The 18,261-nt window shown below is 53.9% G+C and carries 19 protein-coding genes; 14 read left to right on the top strand and 5 right to left on the bottom strand.

The genetic code is table 11. The features are described 5' to 3' along the window. Positions 1–59: 59 nt before the first annotated feature. On the top strand, positions 60–1,094 hold the full coding sequence (gene rhaT / locus NNO03_RS11425) for an L-rhamnose/proton symporter RhaT (RefSeq protein ID WP_271449568.1): 1,035 nt from the start codon (positions 60–62) through the stop codon (positions 1,092–1,094). Here rhaT and rhaR read toward each other — a convergent pair. Continuing rightward, the gene (gene rhaR, locus NNO03_RS11420) at positions 1,091–1,939 is read right to left on the bottom strand and encodes an HTH-type transcriptional activator RhaR (RefSeq protein WP_271449567.1); all 849 of its coding nucleotides are present in this window, start codon (positions 1,937–1,939) and stop codon (positions 1,091–1,093) included. The two genes, rhaT and rhaR, sit on opposite strands and share 4 nt — an antisense overlap. A gap of 152 nt (positions 1,940–2,091) precedes the next feature. Further along, positions 2,092–2,940, bottom strand: a complete 849-nt coding sequence (gene rhaS, locus NNO03_RS11415; protein ID WP_271449566.1) for an HTH-type transcriptional activator RhaS — start codon at positions 2,938–2,940, stop codon at positions 2,092–2,094. A 303-nt stretch (positions 2,941–3,243) separates the two neighbouring features. Between rhaS and rhaB the strand changes: the two genes are divergently transcribed. The 5 genes from rhaB to rhaM all read left to right on the top strand — a co-directional run bounded on the left by rhaB (position 3,244) and on the right by rhaM (position 8,473). Then, the gene (gene rhaB / locus NNO03_RS11410; RefSeq protein ID WP_271449565.1) at positions 3,244–4,713 is read left to right on the top strand and encodes a rhamnulokinase; all 1,470 of its coding nucleotides are present in this window, start codon (positions 3,244–3,246) and stop codon (positions 4,711–4,713) included. Beyond that, positions 4,710–5,969: an L-rhamnose isomerase gene (rhaA, locus tag NNO03_RS11405; RefSeq protein ID WP_271449564.1), complete on the top strand. Its 1,260-nt coding sequence runs from the start codon at positions 4,710–4,712 to the stop codon at positions 5,967–5,969. The genes rhaB and rhaA overlap by 4 nt, the downstream gene beginning before the upstream one ends. Positions 5,970–6,111: 142 nt before the next feature. Continuing rightward, positions 6,112–6,939: a rhamnulose-1-phosphate aldolase gene (rhaD, locus tag NNO03_RS11400; protein WP_271441474.1), complete on the top strand. Its 828-nt coding sequence runs from the start codon at positions 6,112–6,114 to the stop codon at positions 6,937–6,939. Between the two features lie 74 nt (positions 6,940–7,013). After that, positions 7,014–8,162, top strand: coding sequence for a lactaldehyde reductase (gene fucO / locus NNO03_RS11395; protein ID WP_271449563.1), 1,149 nt, complete (start codon positions 7,014–7,016; stop codon positions 8,160–8,162). Continuing rightward, positions 8,159–8,473 (top strand): L-rhamnose mutarotase, encoded by a 315-nt coding sequence (rhaM, locus tag NNO03_RS11390; RefSeq protein ID WP_271449562.1) that lies wholly within the window; start codon positions 8,159–8,161, stop codon positions 8,471–8,473. The genes fucO and rhaM overlap by 4 nt, the downstream gene beginning before the upstream one ends. Positions 8,474–8,627: 154 nt before the next feature. Here rhaM and NNO03_RS11385 read toward each other — a convergent pair whose 3' ends face one another. Further along, positions 8,628–9,176, bottom strand: coding sequence for a helix-turn-helix domain-containing protein (locus NNO03_RS11385; RefSeq protein WP_271449561.1), 549 nt, complete (start codon positions 9,174–9,176; stop codon positions 8,628–8,630). Positions 9,177–9,277: 101 nt separating this feature from the next. Here NNO03_RS11385 and NNO03_RS11380 point away from each other — a divergent pair, with 101 nt between their 5' ends. Further along, positions 9,278–9,937 carry an AzlC family ABC transporter permease gene (locus tag NNO03_RS11380; RefSeq protein WP_271449560.1) on the top strand — a complete coding sequence of 220 codons (660 nt, stop codon included), beginning with the start codon at positions 9,278–9,280 and terminating at the stop codon, positions 9,935–9,937. Continuing rightward, positions 9,937–10,260, top strand: coding sequence for an AzlD domain-containing protein (locus tag NNO03_RS11375; RefSeq protein ID WP_137381438.1), 324 nt, complete (start codon positions 9,937–9,939; stop codon positions 10,258–10,260). The genes NNO03_RS11380 and NNO03_RS11375 overlap by 1 nt, the downstream gene beginning before the upstream one ends. A gap of 42 nt (positions 10,261–10,302) precedes the next feature. On the opposite strand, the gene NNO03_RS11370 is transcribed toward NNO03_RS11375, so the two are convergent. Further along, on the bottom strand, positions 10,303–10,515 hold the full coding sequence (locus NNO03_RS11370; RefSeq protein ID WP_003825262.1) for a DUF1471 domain-containing protein: 213 nt from the start codon (positions 10,513–10,515) through the stop codon (positions 10,303–10,305). Between the two features lie 129 nt (positions 10,516–10,644). Here NNO03_RS11370 and NNO03_RS11365 point away from each other — a divergent pair, with 129 nt between their 5' ends. Further along, a complete protein-coding gene (locus NNO03_RS11365; protein WP_271441469.1) occupies positions 10,645–11,166 on the top strand; it encodes a Crp/Fnr family transcriptional regulator in 522 nt (173 codons plus the stop codon). Positions 11,167–11,224: 58 nt separating this feature from the next. Next, entirely contained in the window at positions 11,225–11,731 is a 507-nt protein-coding gene (locus NNO03_RS11360; protein ID WP_271441468.1) for a YgjV family protein, read from the top strand. Here NNO03_RS11360 and fdhD read toward each other — a convergent pair. Then, positions 11,698–12,534, bottom strand: a complete 837-nt coding sequence (gene fdhD, locus NNO03_RS11355; protein WP_271441467.1) for a formate dehydrogenase accessory sulfurtransferase FdhD — start codon at positions 12,532–12,534, stop codon at positions 11,698–11,700. The genes NNO03_RS11360 and fdhD overlap by 34 nt on opposite strands. A 194-nt stretch (positions 12,535–12,728) precedes the next feature. On the opposite strand from fdhD, the gene fdnG reads away from it, so the two are divergent. The 4 genes from fdnG to fdhE are packed head-to-tail and all read left to right on the top strand — an operon-like array spanning position 12,729 to position 18,252. Continuing rightward, positions 12,729–15,779 carry a formate dehydrogenase-N subunit alpha gene (gene fdnG, locus NNO03_RS11350; protein ID WP_158654566.1) on the top strand — a complete coding sequence of 1,017 codons (3,051 nt, stop codon included), beginning with the start codon at positions 12,729–12,731 and terminating at the stop codon, positions 15,777–15,779. Positions 15,780–15,791: 12 nt separating this feature from the next. Next, positions 15,792–16,694 (top strand): formate dehydrogenase O subunit beta, encoded by a 903-nt coding sequence (gene fdoH / locus NNO03_RS11345; protein ID WP_202037268.1) that lies wholly within the window; start codon positions 15,792–15,794, stop codon positions 16,692–16,694. Beyond that, positions 16,691–17,326 (top strand): formate dehydrogenase cytochrome b556 subunit, encoded by a 636-nt coding sequence (gene fdoI / locus NNO03_RS11340; RefSeq protein WP_271441466.1) that lies wholly within the window; start codon positions 16,691–16,693, stop codon positions 17,324–17,326. Before fdoH ends, fdoI begins: the two co-directional genes overlap by 4 nt. Then, positions 17,323–18,252, top strand: coding sequence for a formate dehydrogenase accessory protein FdhE (fdhE, locus tag NNO03_RS11335; protein ID WP_271449559.1), 930 nt, complete (start codon positions 17,323–17,325; stop codon positions 18,250–18,252). The genes fdoI and fdhE overlap by 4 nt, the downstream gene beginning before the upstream one ends. Positions 18,253–18,261: the final 9 nt, after the last annotated feature.

The following is an 18,261-nucleotide window of genomic DNA, read 5'->3' as shown; positions in this document are numbered from 1 at the left end:
TTAAACTCGTTGTGTCGGAGGGGTTATGACCGACGATAAAAAATAACGAGGATTCAGTCATGAGTAACGCGATTACGATGGGTATTCTTTGGCATTTGATAGGCGCAGCCAGCGCAGCCTGTTTCTATGCCCCGTTCAAACAAGTTAAACATTGGTCATGGGAAACAATGTGGTCGGTTGGCGGGATCGTCTCCTGGCTTATCCTGCCATGGACTATCAGCGCCATGTTACTTCCCAATTTCTGGGCCTACTTCAGCTCTTTTAGCCTCTCCACGCTGGCACCGGTATTCCTGTTTGGCGCGATGTGGGGGATCGGTAATATCAACTATGGCCTGACCATGCGCTATCTCGGCATGTCGATGGGGATTGGTATTGCGATTGGTATTACCCTGATTGTCGGCACGCTGATGACCCCTATCATCAACGGTAACTTTGATGTGCTGATCAACACCAATGGCGGACGCATGACGCTACTGGGCGTATTGGTCGCGCTGATCGGCGTGGGCATTGTGACCCGCGCAGGGCAGTTGAAAGAACGTAAAATGGGCATCAAAGCAGAAGAGTTCAACCTGAAGAAGGGGCTGTTGCTGGCGGTAATGTGCGGCATTTTCTCTGCCGGGATGTCCTTTGCGATGAACGCGGCGAAACCCATGCACGATGCTGCTGCCGCGCTGGGCGTTGATCCGCTGTATGTCGCACTGCCAAGCTATGTCGTCATCATGGGCGGCGGTGCTTTAGTCAACCTGGGCTTCTGCTTTATTCGTCTGGCAAAAGTGAAAGATCTTTCGATAAAAGCCGACTTCTCGTTAGCCAAACCGCTGATCATCACCAACGTGCTGCTGTCCGCGCTCGGTGGCCTAATGTGGTATCTGCAATTCTTCTTCTACGCCTGGGGCCACGCTCGCATTCCGGCGCAGTATGATTATGTCAGTTGGATGCTGCACATGAGCTTCTATGTCCTGTGCGGCGGCATTGTTGGTCTGGTGCTGAAAGAGTGGAAAAACGCGGGCCGCCGCCCGGTCAGCGTACTGAGCCTCGGCTGCGTGGTCATTATTCTCGCGGCAAATATTGTCGGTCTGGGGATGGCCAGTTAATCATTCGGGCTACTGAGATGACGCCACTGGCTCGGCGTCATCCCGGTTTCTCGCGTGAATACCACCGAAAAGTAATTACTGTCTTCAAAGCCGCAGCGCATAGAAATTTCACCGATCATCAGTCTGCTGTGCTTGAGCAGATACTGAGCATGGCAAACCCGCACCTGGCGGAGATACTGGTTGATGGTCATTCCGGTCTGGCTGCGAAACTGCTGACGCAAAACTCGCTCACTGCACTGTTCCTGCTCGCAGAATTTATCCAGCGCAAAGGCATGTTCATGACTCCCGGCCAACGCGGTAATCAACTTATCCAACAACGTTTCACTTGATGTCGCTGGCAGCGTATCCGTGGCATAGCGATGCCGTTTGAAATGAGTCACCAGTTGCCCAAACAGCAATTCAGCCATTTCAAAAGCCAGCGGGTCACGCTGATTACTCTCGTGTTCAAGCTGACTAATTATCTGCCGGGCCTGGGACATACCAGCGCTGCCGAGCCGCCAGTGAGGCTGTCGCGGCGAACCGTTAAATCCTGGGATCGCGCTTTCCCAGCCGACATTCAGCGTCAGCCGTTCCGGGCAGTAAATGATATTTTGCAGGACGAGATCGTTAACTGAGGTGTAGGAGTGTTTGTCTTCGGCACGGATATAAAACAGATCGCCACGGGTTATCCGGTACGGGCGATCGTTGAGAACATGCAGGCCATTGCCGCGCCACACCATCACCAGCTCGCAAAACTCATGAGTATGTTCGGCAAACACATCCTGCGGGTAACGATCGGCCACCGCGACGGCCTGGTGGCCATTCGCAAAAAAGTCTGATTTCAGAAGGACCAGATGATTCACCATCACATCACCTCAACCTGAACGCTTGCCGGATGCGCTACGTTTATCCGGTCTACAGAGCATCCACGTAGGCCGGATAAGGCACAGCCGCCATCCGGCATAAAAGGGTATGATTATCAGCAAACGGACGGCAAAAAACGTTGATAGCTTTCGCGTTACTGGAGGCTGCTTCCAGTAATGACATCGCGTCCCTGTCGGATATCGCGCGGCGACCAGTTAAACTCCCGGCGAAACAGCGTCGAAAAATGGTTACTGTCACCAAACCCGCAGCGATAAGCGATGTCCGTCACGCTGTCATCACTGTGACGTAGCAAATGGCGGGCTTTGATAAGCCGTAGGCGGTTGAGATAGCGCTGTGGCGTCAGCCCGGTCTGTTGTTTAAGCTGACGGTGCAAAGTACGTAAAGAGAGCGAAAACTGCTCGGCTACGGCTTCCCAGCACACTTCGTCGGCAAAATTATCCTCCAGCCATGCCAGTAGTTGGTTCAGCCGCGCATCATTATCTGTTGCCGCTGCCATCAGGCTACTTTTACGCAACAGTACCAACAACTGCATGAACAAGATCTCACGATTTGCCGCCGTTGGGGTATCCATTGCCTCACCAAGATTTTCCATTTGTCCCACCAGATGCCGAACCTGCTGCAGCACGCTCTGATTCACCCGCCAGTGCGATGGATATTGCCCATTCAGCTCCTGGGGTAACAACTGATTCAGCCCGGCCAAAAACTGAAACGCATCCGGGGAACGATACAGAATATTGGTCAGACACAGGTTGTCAGTATGTTCATATAAGTGTCTGTCATGATCACGGACAAAACACACCGTTCCCCCGCTAATGGTATAAGGCTGTCCATTGAATACATGAATTCCCGTACCATGCTCAACCACTACAATTTCATGAAAATCATGATGATGCTCTGGAAAAGCAGGCTGAGGAAGCCGGGGTTCAATCGCCACGGGCGCTTTACCTGTCGGAAAAAAATCCACGCAATGCAATACGGTCATGATGACATCCACCCCGATCAAATGAACATGGCTGAATAGTAATTAAGGGTTATCACCCTCACCTTAAATTTTTGACGCCAAAGTGCGTAAACACGGTCAATTCTTCAAGAAATAGCGGGAAAGATCGGGAATTGCGAAAGGGCTCACATCAGAAGAAACCATCCCTATTAGTAGAAACTGTGAACGCTATCACGTTCACCTTTGCCATGCTGCCAGCCGCCTATTGTCGTTGTCATTAACAAGAAGGTACGCCATTTCACGGGTTCTTAGACTGAGTGCAATGAAACTCAGAAGGACCTCGCTATGACTCTTCGCCATTGTGTCGCTGTTGATCTCGGTGCATCCAGTGGACGCGTAATGTTGGCGCGTTACGACAGTGAACACCGTACCCTGACACTGCGTGAAATCCACCGCTTTGTTAACTGCCTGCAAAAAACAGACGGTTTTGACACCTGGGACATCGACAGCCTGGAAAACGACATTCGCCTCGGTCTGCAGAAAGTCTGTGATCAAGGCATTCGGATCGACAGCATCGGCATTGATACCTGGGGCGTGGATTATGTCCTGATCGATAAAAACGGTCAGCGTGTCGGATTGCCAGTCTCTTATCGCGATAGCCGCACGAACGGCATTATGTCGCGGGCCATGACGCAGCCAGGTCAAAGTGAAATCTATCGCCGTAGCGGCATTCAGTTTCTGCCCTTTAATACCCTGTATCAGTTCCGCGCGCTGATCGAGCAGCAACCAAAACTGATCCCCCAGGTGGCGCATGCCCTGCTGATCCCCGATTACTTCAGCTATCGCCTGACCGGAGAAATGAACTGGGAATACACCAACGCCACCACCACCCAGTTAGTCAATATCAACACCGACGACTGGGACGAAACCCTACTGGCCTGGAGCGGTGCCGACAAAGCGTGGTTTGGCCGCCCCACGCATCCGGGGAACGTAATTGGTCACTGGATTTGCCCGCAGAAAAATCAAATCCCGGTGGTTGCCGTCGCCAGCCATGACACCGCCAGCGCGGTGATCGCTTCACCGCTGGCCGATAAACACAGCGCATACCTCTCTTCAGGCACCTGGTCACTGATGGGTTTTGAAAGCCGAACCCCATATGCCAACGATGCGGCACTGGCGGCGAATATCACCAACGAAGGCGGCGCGGAAGGACGCTACCGCGTGCTGAAAAACATCATGGGGCTGTGGCTACTCCAGCGCGTGTTAAAAGAGCGGCAGATAACCGACCTGCCTGCGCTTATCGCCCAAACCCAGGCGCTGCCGGCCTGCCAGTTTCTGATTAACCCCAACGACGAGCGCTTTATCAATCCTGACGACATGAGCGCGGAAATTCAGGCAGCATGCCGGGAATCTGGCCTGCCTGTGCCAATGCAAGATGCCGAACTGGCGCGCTGTATTTTCGACAGTCTGGCGTTGCTGTACGCCGATATCCTGCAGGAACTGGCTGAGCTTCGCGGCGAAGCATTTCACCAACTGCACATCGTCGGTGGTGGGTGCCAGAACGCATTACTCAACCAACTTTGCGCGGATGCCTGCGGTATTCGCGTCATATCCGGGCCTATTGAGGCCTCCACGCTCGGCAATATTGGCGTCCAGTTGATGACGCTGGATGAGCTAAACAACGTCGATGATTTCCGCCAGGTGGTACGCGCTAACTACGACCTGACAACCTTCATCCCCAATCCTGAAAGTGAAATTGCCCGCCACAAAGCGCAGTTTCAACCATTACGACAGACAAAGGAGCTTTGCGCATGACCACTCAACTTGAACAAGCCTGGGAACTGGCAAAACTGCGTTTCGCAGCGGTAGGTATTGATGTCGAGGAAGCATTACGCCAGCTCGATCGTCTGCCGGTCTCCATGCACTGCTGGCAGGGCGACGACGTAGCCGGATTCGAAAACCCGGAAGGTTCGCTCACGGGTGGAATTCAGGCAACCGGTAACTATCCGGGCAAAGCGCGTAACGCCAGCGAACTGCGTGCCGATCTGGAGCAGGCGCTCAGTCTGATCCCTGGCCCTAAACGTCTGAATCTGCATGCCATTTATCTGGAATCAGAGACGCCGGTTGCCCGCGACCAAATCAAACCCGAACACTTCAAAAACTGGGTGGAATGGGCAAAAGTGAACCGCTTAGGGCTGGATTTCAACCCATCTTGCTTCTCACACCCGCTGAGTGCCGACGGTTTCACGCTGGCGCACGCCGACGACCATATCCGCCAGTTCTGGATTGACCACTGTAAAGCCAGCCGCCGCGTTTCCGCGTATTTCGGCGAGCAACTGGGTACGCCGTCGGTGATGAACATCTGGATCCCGGATGGCATGAAAGACATCACCGTTGACCGTTTAGCGCCACGCCAGCGTCTGCTGGAAGCGCTGGATGACGTGATCAGCGAGAAGTTCGACCCGGCGCACCATATCGATGCCGTTGAGAGCAAGCTATTTGGTATCGGCGCTGAAAGCTACACCGTGGGCTCCAACGAGTTCTATATGGGTTACGCCACCAGCCGTCAAACCGCGCTATGTCTGGATGCGGGTCACTTCCATCCGACCGAAGTCATTTCCGACAAGATCTCCGCCGCCATGCTGTACGTACCGCGCCTGCTGCTGCATGTCAGCCGTCCGGTTCGTTGGGACAGCGACCACGTGGTGCTGCTGGATGATGAAACTCAGGCGATTGCCAGTGAGATTGTGCGCCACAACCTGTTCGACCGCGTACACATTGGTCTCGACTTCTTCGACGCCTCAATCAATCGCATTGCCGCATGGGTTATCGGTACCCGCAATATGAAAAAAGCCCTGTTACGTGCGCTGTTAGAACCAACCGAACAGTTACGTCAGCTCGAAGCCAGCGGCGACTACACCGCCCGTCTGGCCCTGCTGGAAGAACAAAAATCGCTGCCGTGGCAGGCCGTCTGGGAGATGTACTGCCAGCGTCACGACACCCCAGCCGGTAGCCAGTGGCTGGAAAGTGTGCGCGCTTATGAAAAAGAGATTCTGAGCCAACGTAGCTAAGCGTGACGCCAGGCTTGTAGGCCGGATAAGACGCCCTGCGTCGCCATCCGGCAGTGAATGAAACACGATTGCCGGATGGCGCTGCGCTTATCCGGCCAGCGTAAGACCCGATAACGTTCGGGCAATAAACAGGAACACCGACATGCAAAACATTACCACGTCCTGGTTCGTCCAGGGGATGATCAAAGCGACTTCTGATGCCTGGCTGAAAGGCTGGGATGAACGCAACGGCGGTAACCTGACGTTACGTCTTGATGAAGCAGATATTGCGCCATTTAGCGCCGATTTCCACGAAAAACCGCGCTATATTGCGCTGAGTCAGCCTATGCCGATGCTGGCGAACACCTCATTTATCGTCACCGGTTCCGGCAAGTTCTTCCGTAATGTTCAGCTCGACCCGGCCGCCAATTTAGGCGTGGTGAAAATTGACAGCGACGGCGCGGGTTATCACATCCTGTGGGGTCTGACCCATGAAGCCGTACCGACTTCAGAACTGCCGGCCCACTTCCTCTCTCACTGTGAACGCATTAAAGCCACCAACGGCAAAGACCGCGTCATCATGCACTGCCACGCCACCAATCTGATCGCACTGACCTACGTACTGGAAAACAACACGGCACTGATTACCCGTAAGCTGTGGGAAGGCAGCACCGAATGTCTGGTCGTGTTCCCGGATGGCGTCGGCATTCTACCGTGGATGGTACCGGGTACCGATGAGATCGGTCAGGCTACCGCGCAGGAAATGCAGCAACACTCGCTGGTACTGTGGCCGTTCCACGGCGTATTCGGCAGTGGGCCAACGCTTGACGAAGCGTTCGGCTTGATCGACACCGCAGAAAAATCCGCTGAGGTGTTAGTCAAAATTTATTCGATGGGCGGTATGAAGCAAACCATCACACGTGAAGAGCTGATCGCACTCGGCAAACGTTTTGGCGTGACCCCGCTGACCAGTGCCATAGAGCTGTACTGATACCTCCCCACTCAACGCCGGATGCGGCTTCGCCTTATCCGGCCTACAGGATTTTATTGTTAAGGAGAATAGTGATGAGCTTTATGTTGGCATTACCAAAAATCAGTCTGCATGGCGCAGGGGCAATCCGCGATATGGTGAGCCTTGTGGCGAACAAACAATGGGGCAAAGCGCTGATCGTCACCGATGGCCAACTGGTGAAGCTGGGTTTGCTGGATAGCCTGTTTGCCGCGCTGGATGAACATCAGATGTCTTACCACCTGTTTGATGAGGTGTTCCCGAACCCGACAGAGGAGCTGGTGCAGCAGGGTTTTGCAGCATATCAGGCCGCAGAATGTGACTACATTATCGCATTCGGCGGTGGCAGCCCGATCGATACCGCTAAGGCAGTGAAGATCCTGACCGCTAACCCGGGTCCCTCCACGGCGTACTCCGGGGTGGGAAAAGTGAAAAATGCGGGCGTACCGCTGGTTGCCATTAACACCACCGCAGGTACGGCGGCGGAAATGACCAGCAATGCAGTCATTATTGACTCCGCGCGTAAGGTCAAAGAGGTCATTATCGACCCGAACATCATTCCGGATATCGCCGTGGATGATGCCAGCGTGATGCTGGAGATACCGGCGTCCGTGACTGCCGCGACCGGTATGGATGCCCTGACCCACGCCATTGAAGCCTATGTCTCCGTCGGCGCACATCCATTGACCGATGCCAACGCGTTAGAAGCGATTCGCCTGATTAATCTGTGGTTGCCAAAAGCTGTCGACGATGGGCATAACCTTGATGCCCGTGAGCAGATGGCGTTTGGCCAGTATCTCGCGGGTATGGCGTTCAACAGTGCCGGTCTTGGCCTGGTACATGCGCTGGCGCACCAGCCGGGCGCGACACACAACCTGCCGCACGGCGTTTGCAATGCCATCCTGCTGCCAATAATCGAGAATTTTAATCGCCCCAACGCCGTGGCACGCTTTGCCCGCGTGGCGCAGGCAATGGGTGTCGATACCCGCGACATGACCGATGAGGCAGCAAGTATGGAAGCCATCAACGCGATCCGCACACTGAGCAAACGCGTAGGTATTCCTGTCGGCTTTAGTTCGCTTGGGGTAACCAAAGAAGATATCGAAGGTTGGCTGGACAAAGCGTTGGCCGATCCGTGTGCGCCTTGTAACCCACGCACAGCCAGCCGCGATGAAGTCCGCGAGCTGTATCTGGAGGCGTTATGATCCGCAAAGCCTTTGTGATGCAGGTGAATGCCGATGCGCACGTTGAGTATCAACGTCGGCATAACCCGATCTGGCCCGAGCTGGAAGCAGTGCTGAAAGCCCACGGCGCACATCACTACGCGATTTATCTCGATGAGACGCGCAACCTGCTGTTTGCCACAGTCGAGATCGAGTCCGAAGCGCGCTGGAATGCCGTCGCCGAGACTGAGGTTTGCCAGCGCTGGTGGAAGTATATGCGTGACGTAATGCCCACCAATGCAGACAACAGCCCGGTCAGCTCAGCGCTAAAAGACGTATTTTATCTGCTGTAAGTTATATGCCCGGTGGCGCAAGCTTACCGGGCCTACGGTTTTATTTTTTGTAGGTCGGATAAGCGATAGCGCCATCCGACAATTCAATTTTGCTCAGTCTTGTAGGCCGGATAAGGCGCTAACGCGCCGCATCCGGCACAACGCAACATAACAGTTAGTTCTGCTCAGAAACCAGAATCGCCTGGGTATCCGGCTCCAGTGCTTTAAAGATATGGGCTTGATCGGCGGGATAACAGATATAGTCTCCCTCACCCAACGCTTCCGGTGCCTCAGTCAACCCGACCAGCGCCTTCCCCTGCGTCACAATAATATGCTCCACCGATCCCGGTGGATGTGGCTGTGAAATGCGGTCTGCACCGGGTTGCGTCAGCAGCAGGTAGATATCCCGTCGAGCGCCTGGAGGGCAAGCTGCCAATAAAATCGCCTGATAATGGGCCTGTTCCGCCACCACTTTTGTCCCTTCACCGCGGCGAATCACCTGCGTTTTTTGCTCCTGCGGTTCCAGTAATCGGGCAAAGGGGATATCCAGCGCCACACACAGTGACCACAGCGTTTCCAGGCTAGGATTTCCATTACCGGCTTCCAACTGGGAAAGCGTAGATTTTGCAATCCCCGCACGGCGCGCAATCTCTGCCAACGACAAACCGGTACGCTGACGTTCGCGCACCAGACTTTTGGCAATCATACTGATGGGTTGGGTCATATTCGACTCTATGTTTTTTATATCGAACGAATCGTTCGACTTGTAAAGCAATTCTGTTCCGTTCATTATAATGGAAATTCGTTCGATATGGCTAAAACAGTATGAAACATTATTTCTCCAGCCTCAAAGGCGACACGATAAAAGCAATTTTTTTAGTGTGCCTGGCCGTCGGCGTGGTAGGCATGTCTTACGGTTCGCTGGCAATGGCTTACGGCTTCCCGCTGTGGGTGCCCTTTGTACTCTCGATTACCGTGCTGGCCGGGGCTTCTGAATTTATGTTCATCGGTATTATCGCCAGCGGCGGAAATCCGTTGGCAGCCGCCGCCGCCGGGTTACTAGTGAATGCCCGACATGTGCCGTTTGGCGTGACGGTACGCGATCTGGTCGGCACTCGCGCCGCCGGTTTTCTCGGCTGCCATATCATGAACGATGAAAGCGTGGTGTTCGGCCTGTCGCAGAAAACACCGGAACAACGTAAAGCCGCCTACTGGTTATGCGGTCTGGGCGTCGCCATTTTCTGGCCGATTGGCACACTGATCGGTGCCGGTGTCGGTAAGCTGCTCCCGGCACCTGAAACCATTGGGTTGGATGCCGTTTTCCCTGCCATTCTGTTGGCCTTAGTGGTTCCGGCCTTTAAAAACCGCACCACGCTCATCCGTGCCTGTAGCGGGGCCGCATTGTCACTCGCGTCCGTACCTTTCGCACCGGTAGGCTTGCCGGTACTGCTCTCACTGTTTGGCTTACTGGCGAGGAAAAAATAATGGGTAATATGACGCTGTTTATCGTCGGGATTGCCGTGCTGTCTTTGGGTACATATTTAATGCGCTTAGGGGGAGCAAAACTGGGAGGGCGTTTAGCCTTTTCTGAACGTTCACAGGCGTTGCTTTCTGATGCTGCAACGGTATTACTGTTCTCCGTCGCGCTGGCAACCACCTTTTATGAAGGCGAACACTTTGCCGGCATGGCGCGCGTACTCGGTGTGGGTTTTGCGGTCTTTCTCGCCTGGCGCAAGACGCCATTGATTGTGGTGATTATCGCTGCAGCAGTGGTAACCGCACTGCTGAGAATGGCGGGTATAAACTAAAAAAGCGCCCCTGGGGCGCTCTTTCTACCGTACTGAGATAACTTATTTCAGCAGTTCAGCGGTCATATGCACACGGTTACCGGTGTAAGCCTGAGTGATTTTATAATCGCTGGCACCCGCACGTTCAGCCTGAGCGGCAATTTTAGCTTCAGCGCTTTCCAGTGTGGAGCCGGTCGCTGTAACAGTCTGGGCAGCGAAAGAACCGAAAGAAGTAGCGAGAGCGATAACTGCGACAAAAGTTTTGATGCTTTTCATGATATAAACCCTTTCACTTAGTTGTTTGAGTAAGGCACTGTGCCTTGATGTGATAAATAGTAGCCTTCATATCACACAACTAAAAGCGGAAGGATTTGCCAGTCTTATTCAAATTATTTGAGAGATAAGATGTCACATAATCGGGAATCACAGTGGCTTGCAGGCAGCCGAAGAAAAACGCAACCGGCGGGAAGTTGGTTACTGCGTCAGGGTGAACCGCAAAGTAAAATTCATCTTTTACATCATGGCGTTGCACGTGCGGTGTATCACGCAGATAGCGGCGTTGAAAGGGTTAAAGAGTTCTACTTTGCCGGGGAGTACTGCTTTCTGTACCTGAACTGGCTAACCAACACGCCTGCTGATTACAGTCTGCAAATGATCGCCGCTGGTGAAACCACTGAAATCCCCTTGGCGTTGCTGGATGCGCCGGAAAATCAGGATATTAAGACCCAGCTACTGGTCCAGCAGTTGATCTACAAAGAGAAAAAAGAACAAATGCTGCTGCTCAATACCCCAGAACAGCGCTACCAGTATGTACAAACACACTTCCCGGACTGGGAGTCGCAACTCACTCAGCGCGATCTCGCCAACTATATCGGCATTACCCCCGTTAGCCTGTCTCGTATTCGCCAGCGTCTTAACAAAGGTTAACGCCTTACGCTGATGCGTCGATTATTGTCCCGTCACTCTTTCATAGATGGCGACCACAATGAACGCATTTCTTCTCTCTCAGATGCTGGCTGGCATCAGCTTCTTACTGGATATTTCCGCTTTTCATTTTCAGCGCCGGGCTATCACTTTATCTCTGCTCACCAGCTCCACTTCCCTATTGGCTATCCATTTCTATCTTTTGGATCAACACGCTGCGGCTGGGTTAATGATCATTGCCGCATGCCGCTACGCGACGGCCATCGTCACGTTTCACCGCTGGGCGATGTGGGGATTTATGCTGGGATCGCTGCTGTGTAGCGTTTATCTTTGGCAAAATCTGTCGAGTATTTTGCCGCTGATGGGAAGCCTGCTGATGACCTTTGCGTCGTTTCAAAAACACAGCGGAAAACTACGGAGTTACACATTGTGCGGTAGCCTGTGTTGGCTACTGAACAATGTGATTGTCGGCTCGCCAGTTGCCGTAATCATGGAGCTGGCATTTTCAGGCAGCATTCTGGCCGCCTGGTGGCGTCACAGCGCGATCAGACGTTGCGGATGCGTGTAGACCGTCGCCCTGCCCGGTTTGCAAAAACCCACCAACGTCAGGTTACAACGTTCGGCAACTTCCACGGCAAGCGTCGTGGCGGCTGAAACAGCAAACAGGATCTCCACGCCACACATCGCCGACTTTTGCACCATCTCGTAGCTGGCGCGGCTGGAAACTAGCACCGCGCCCTGTTGCCAGCTTTCCCCTTCTACTGCGCGTCGTCCCAGCAGTTTATCCAGCGCAACGTGGCGACCCACGTCTTCATGGCCCCCCGTCAAATGGCCTGATGGCTGTACCCAGGCCGCAGCGTGCGTACAGCCTGTGAGCTGTCCCACGGGCTGATAATCGTGCAAATGCCGTAATGCGGTATCGAGGTTCGCCAGGTTAAATGTCTGGGTAAACGGCAGAGGCTGGACCGGTTTGCCAATGTCATTGAGCTGCTCCACGCCACAAACGCCGCAACCGGTACGTCCGGCCAGCGCGCGACGACGCTCCTTCAGCCCCATAAAACGACGGCTGGACAGTTCAACCTGGACTTCCAATCCATTGCAGGAAGGCACCACATCCATGCCAAAAATATCCTGCGGGGATTCAATAATGCCTTCAGACAGCGAAAAACCCATCGCAAAGTGCTCAAGATCTTTCGGTGATGCCATCATCACCACGTGCGAAATTCCGTTGTAAACCAACGCAACGGGCACTTCTTCAGCGACTTCATCTGGCTGAGGATGTTGCAAATCCTCACGCTTCCAGAGGGTCAACTGACGCGATCCTGCACAATTCATCACATTTTTGACTTCTTCTTGATGGATTTTATTCACTTTCTTTTAACCATATTGGAACACACATACCAACATTGTGGTATTCTTTACAAACCCCTCCTGGACGGAGGGAAATTCACCCAATTCTGGACCTTTGCGGTCCCGTCCGCAAAGAAAAATAACAACCACTTCCCTCGCGTTCGCGTTAAAGAAAAGCGAAGGGAATGTGACAATGTCGAAACAAGGAGCGAACCATGCAGGTCAGCAGAAGGCAGTTCTTTAAGATCTGCGCTGGCGGTATGGCAGGCACCACGGCAGCGGCACTGGGCTTTGCGCCCGGCGTAGCGCTCGCGGAAACACGGCAATATAAATTGCTGCGCACCCGCGAAACCCGTAACACCTGCACTTACTGTTCCGTTGGCTGTGGACTGTTGATGTACAGCCTCGGTGACGGCGCAAAAAATGCCAAAGCATCCATCTTCCATATCGAAGGGGACCCGGATCACCCGGTCAACCGTGGCGCGCTCTGCCCTAAAGGGGCCGGTCTGGTGGATTTCATCCACTCCGAAAGCCGCCTGAAATTCCCGGAATACCGCGCACCAGGCTCTGATAAGTGGCAACAAATTAGCTGGGATGAGGCATTTGACCGCATCGCGAAGCTAATGAAAGAAGACCGCGACGCTAACTACGTTGCGCAGAACGCTGAAGGCGTTACCGTTAACCGCTGGCTTTCCACCGGGATGTTGTGTGCTTCCGCGTCCAGTAACGAAACCGGCTATTTAACACAAAAATTCTCCCGCGCGCTGGGTATGCTCGCGGTCGACAACCAGGCACGCGTCTGACACGGACCAACGGTAGCAAGTCTTGCTCCAACATTTGGTCGCGGTGCGATGACCAACCACTGGGTCGACATTAAAAACGCCAACCTCGTTGTGGTGATGGGCGGTAACGCCGCTGAAGCTCACCCGGTCGGGTTCCGCTGGGCGATGGAGGCCAAAATTCACAACGGCGCGAAGCTGATTGTGATAGATCCTCGCTTTACGCGAACCGCAGCGGTGGCTGATTTCTATGCTCCTATTCGCTCTGGTACTGACATTGCCTTCCTGTCAGGCGTCTTGCTGTACCTGCTAAATAACGAAAAATTCAACCGCGAATATACCGAAGCCTACACCAACGCCAGCCTGATCGTGCGTGAGGATTATGGCTTCGAAGATGGCCTGTTCACGGGCTATGACGCGGATAAACGCAAGTATGACAAAACCAGCTGGAACTACGAGCTGGATGAAAAAGGCTTCGCCAAACGCGATGTTACGCTGCAACACCCGCGCTGCGTGTGGAATCTGCTGAAACAGCACGTTTCCCGCTACACGCCGGACGTGGTGGAAAACATCTGCGGTACACCGAAGGCTGATTTCCTGAAAGTCTGTGAGTACATCGCAGAAACCAGCGTAAAAGATAAAACCGCGTCGTTCCTGTACGCATTGGGCTGGACGCAGCACTCCGTTGGTGCGCAGAACATCCGCACCATGGCGATGATCCAGTTACTGCTTGGCAATATGGGGATGGCTGGCGGCGGTGTTAACGCCCTGCGCGGTCACTCGAATATCCAGGGTCTGACTGACTTAGGCCTGCTGTCACAAAGCCTGCCAGGCTACATGACGCTGCCAAGCGAGAAACAAACCGACCTGCAAACCTACCTTGCCGCCAACACGCCAAAACCGTTGCTGGAAGGCCAGGTGAACTACTGGGGCAACTACCCGAAATTCTTCGTTTCGATGATGAAAGCCTTCTTTGGCGATAAGGCGACAGCGGAAAACAGCTGGGGCTTTGACTGGCTGCCGAAGTGGGATAAAGGGTACGACGTGCTGCAGTACTTCGAGATGATGAACCAGGGCAAAGTAAATGGTTATATCTGCCAGGGCTTTAACCCGGTCGCGTCATTCCCGAACAAAAACAAGGTTGTGGCTTCACTGTCTAAACTGAAGTTCCTGGTGACCATCGATCCGCTCAATACCGAGACGTCCACCTTCTGGCAGAACCACGGTGAGTCGAACGATGTTGATCCGTCGAAAATCCAGACTGAAGTATTCCGCCTGCCATCCACCTGCTTTGCCGAAGAGAACGGTTCTATCGTGAACTCCGGTCGCTGGTTGCAGTGGCACTGGAAAGGCGCGGATGCCCCAGGGATTGCCGTTACCGATGGTGAAATCCTCGCCGGTATCTTCCTGCGTCTGCGTAAGATGTACGCCGAACAAGGTGGTGCGAACCCGGAACAGGTGCTGAGCATGACCTGGAACTACTCCACCCCGCACGAACCGGCTTCAGAAGAAGTGGCAATGGAGAGCAACGGTAAGGCGCTGGCCGATATTACCGACCCGGCAACTGGCGCGGTTATCGTGAAGAAAGGCCAACAGCTGAGCTCGTTCGCCCAACTGCGTGACGATGGTACCACCTCCAGCGGTTGCTGGATTTTCGCCGGCAGCTGGACGCCGGAAGGCAACCAGATGGCCCGTCGCGATAACGCCGACCCGTCAGGTCTTGGCAATACGCTGGGCTGGGCATGGGCATGGCCGCTCAACCGACGCATTCTGTATAACCGCGCCTCCGCTGACCCACAGGGGAATCCGTGGGATCCAAAACGTCAGATCCTGAAATGGGACGGGGCGAAATGGAGCGGAATGGATATTCCGGACTACAGCGCCGCCGCGCCGGGCAGCAACGTTGGGCCATTCATCATGCAACCTGAAGGGATGGGACGTCTGTTTGCTATCGATAAGATGGCGGAAGGTCCGTTCCCGGAACACTACGAGCCGTTTGAAACGCCGCTGGGAACTAACCCGCTGCACCCGAACGTTATCTCTAACCCTGCCGCCCGTATCTTTAAAGGCGACGAAGAAGCACTGGGTAAAGCAGATAAGTTCCCGTACGTCGGAACAACCTATCGTCTGACCGAACACTTTCACTACTGGACCAAACATGCGTTGCTTAACGCCATCGCACAGCCGGAACAGTTTGTGGAAATTGGCGAGAAACTGGCAAATAAGCTGGGCATCTCCCACGGCGATACCGTCAAAGTCTCCTCTAACCGCGGCTACATTAAAGCCAAAGCAGTGGTGACCAAACGTATTCGCACGTTGAAGGCAAACGGTAAGGATATCGACACTATCGGTATTCCTATTCACTGGGGCTACGAAGGCGTAGCTAAAAAAGGCTTTATCGCCAACACGTTAACGCCATTCGTCGGTGATGCGAACACGCAAACACCGGAATTTAAGTCCTTCCTCGTGAACGTGGAAAAGGTGTAACGGAGACGACCTATGGCTTATCAATCGCAAGACATCATTCGTCGTTCCGCCACTAACGGTTTCACTCCCGCGCCTCAGGCGCGGGACCATCAGGAAGAGGTGGCGAAGCTTATCGACGTCACCACCTGTATCGGCTGTAAAGCGTGTCAGGTGGCGTGTTCGGAGTGGAACGACATCCGTGATGAGGTGGGTAACAACGTTGGGGTGTACGACAACCCGGCTGATTTGACCGCCAAATCCTGGACGGTGATGCGCTTCTCGGAAGTGGAACAAGACGACAAACTCGAATGGCTTATCCGTAAGGATGGCTGTATGCACTGTGCCGATCCGGGCTGTCTGAAAGCATGCCCGGCTGAAGGGGCAATCATTCAGTATGCCAACGGTATCGTCGACTTCCAGTCCGAGCAGTGTATCGGCTGCGGCTATTGTATTGCAGGCTGCCCGTTCGACGTACCGCGCCTCAACCCGGAAGACAACCGCGTCTATAAATGTACGCTGTGTGTTGACCGCGTGGTGGTGGGCCAGGAACCGGCCTGTGTAAAAACTTGCCCAACCGGAGCCATTCATTTCGGCACCAAAGAGTCGATGAAAACGCTGGCGGGCGAGCGTGTCGCGGAGCTGAAAACACGTGGTTACGAAAATGCGGGTCTGTACGATCCGGCAGGCGTTGGCGGTACGCACGTGATGTATGTACTGCACCATGCTGACAAGCCGAACCTGTATCACGGCTTGCCAGAGAACCCGGAAATCAGCGCCACCGTCAAATTCTGGAAAGGCATCTGGAAACCCCTCGCAGCGGTCGGCTTTGCAGCGACATTTGCGGCCAGTATCTTCCACTACGTCGGTGTAGGCCCAAACCGTGCGGAAGAGGAAGAAGACAATCTGCATGAAAAAGACGACGAGGTGCGCAAATGAAACGACGTGACACCATCGTGCGCTACACGGCGCCGGAACGCATCAACCACTGGGTAACCGCCTTCTGCTTCATTCTGGCGGCGGTGAGCGGGATGGGTTTTCTCTTCCCGTCGTTTAACTGGCTGATGCACATCATGGGCACTCCGCAGCTGGCGCGAATTGTGCACCCGTTTGTCGGCGTGATTATGTTTGCCTCGTTTATCATCATGTTTTTCCGATACTGGCACCACAATCTAATCAATCGGGATGATATCTTTTGGGCGAAGAATATTCGTAAGATTGTCGTCAACGAGGAAGTAGGTGACACGGGACGTTATAACTTCGGCCAGAAATGCGTATTCTGGGCGGCGATTATCTTCCTGGTCCTGTTGCTGGTGAGCGGAGTGATCATCTGGCGTCCATATTTTGCGCCTGCTTTCTCAATCCCGGTGATCCGATTCGCGTTAATGCTGCATTCATTTGCCGCAGTAGCGTTAATTGTGGTTATCATGGTGCACATTTACGCCGCCCTTTGGGTGAAAGGCACCATTACCGCGATGGTGGAAGGATGGGTTACCAGTTCATGGGCGAAGAAACATCACCCACGCTGGTACCGTGAAGTCCGAAAGACAACGGAAAAGAAAACTGAATGAGTATTCGCATAATCCCGCAAGATGAGCTGGGTTCGAGCGAGAAACGCACGGCGGATATGATTCCGCCGTTGTTATTCCCCAGACTCAAAAATTTGTATAACCGCCGCGCCGAACGTCTGCGCGAGCTGGCCGAGAACAACCCGCTGGGTGATTATCTGCGCTTTGCCGCGCTGATCGCCCATGCGCAGGAAGTGGTGCTGTATGACCATCCGCTGCAGATGGATCTGACCGCTCGCATCAAAGAAGCGAACGATCAGGGCAAACCACCGCTGGATATCCACGTCCTGCCGCGCGATAAACACTGGCAAAAACTGCTGCAGTCGTTAATTGCAGAGCTGAAGCCAGAAATGAGCGGCCCTGCACTGGCGGTGATCGAAAATCTGGAAAAAGCCTCAGAGCAGGAACTTGAGCTGATGGCCAGCGCACTGTTTGCCTCTGATTTTGCCTCTGTCAGCAGCGACAAAGCACCGTTCATCTGGGCGGCCTTGTCGCTCTACTGGGCACAGATGGCAAGTCTGATCCCTGGCAAAGCACGTGCGGAGTACGGTGAACAACGCCAGTACTGCCCGGTATGTGGTTCAATGCCTGTTTCCAGCATGGTGCAAATTGGCACTACTCAGGGGCTGCGCTATCTGCACTGCAACCTGTGTGAAACCGAGTGGCACGTCGTGCGCGTGAAATGCAGCAACTGCGAACAGAGCCGTGATTTGAACTACTGGTCACTGGATAACGAGCAAGCGGCAATTAAAGCCGAAAGCTGCGGCGACTGTGGTACTTACCTGAAGATTCTCTATCAGGAAAAAGACCCGAAAGTAGAAGCTGTTGCTGACGATCTTGCTTCACTGATGCTGGACGCGCACATGGAACAAGAGGGCTTTGCCCGCAGCTCCATCAACCCGTTCCTGTTCCCAGGTGAAGGGGAGTAAGTACTCCGC

The organism is Citrobacter sp. Igbk 16, assembly GCF_028069755.1.
Lineage (GTDB): Bacteria > Pseudomonadota > Gammaproteobacteria > Enterobacterales > Enterobacteriaceae > Citrobacter.
Note: the sequence above shows the minus strand (reverse complement) of the source record. Positions and strands in the feature narration are given on the sequence as shown.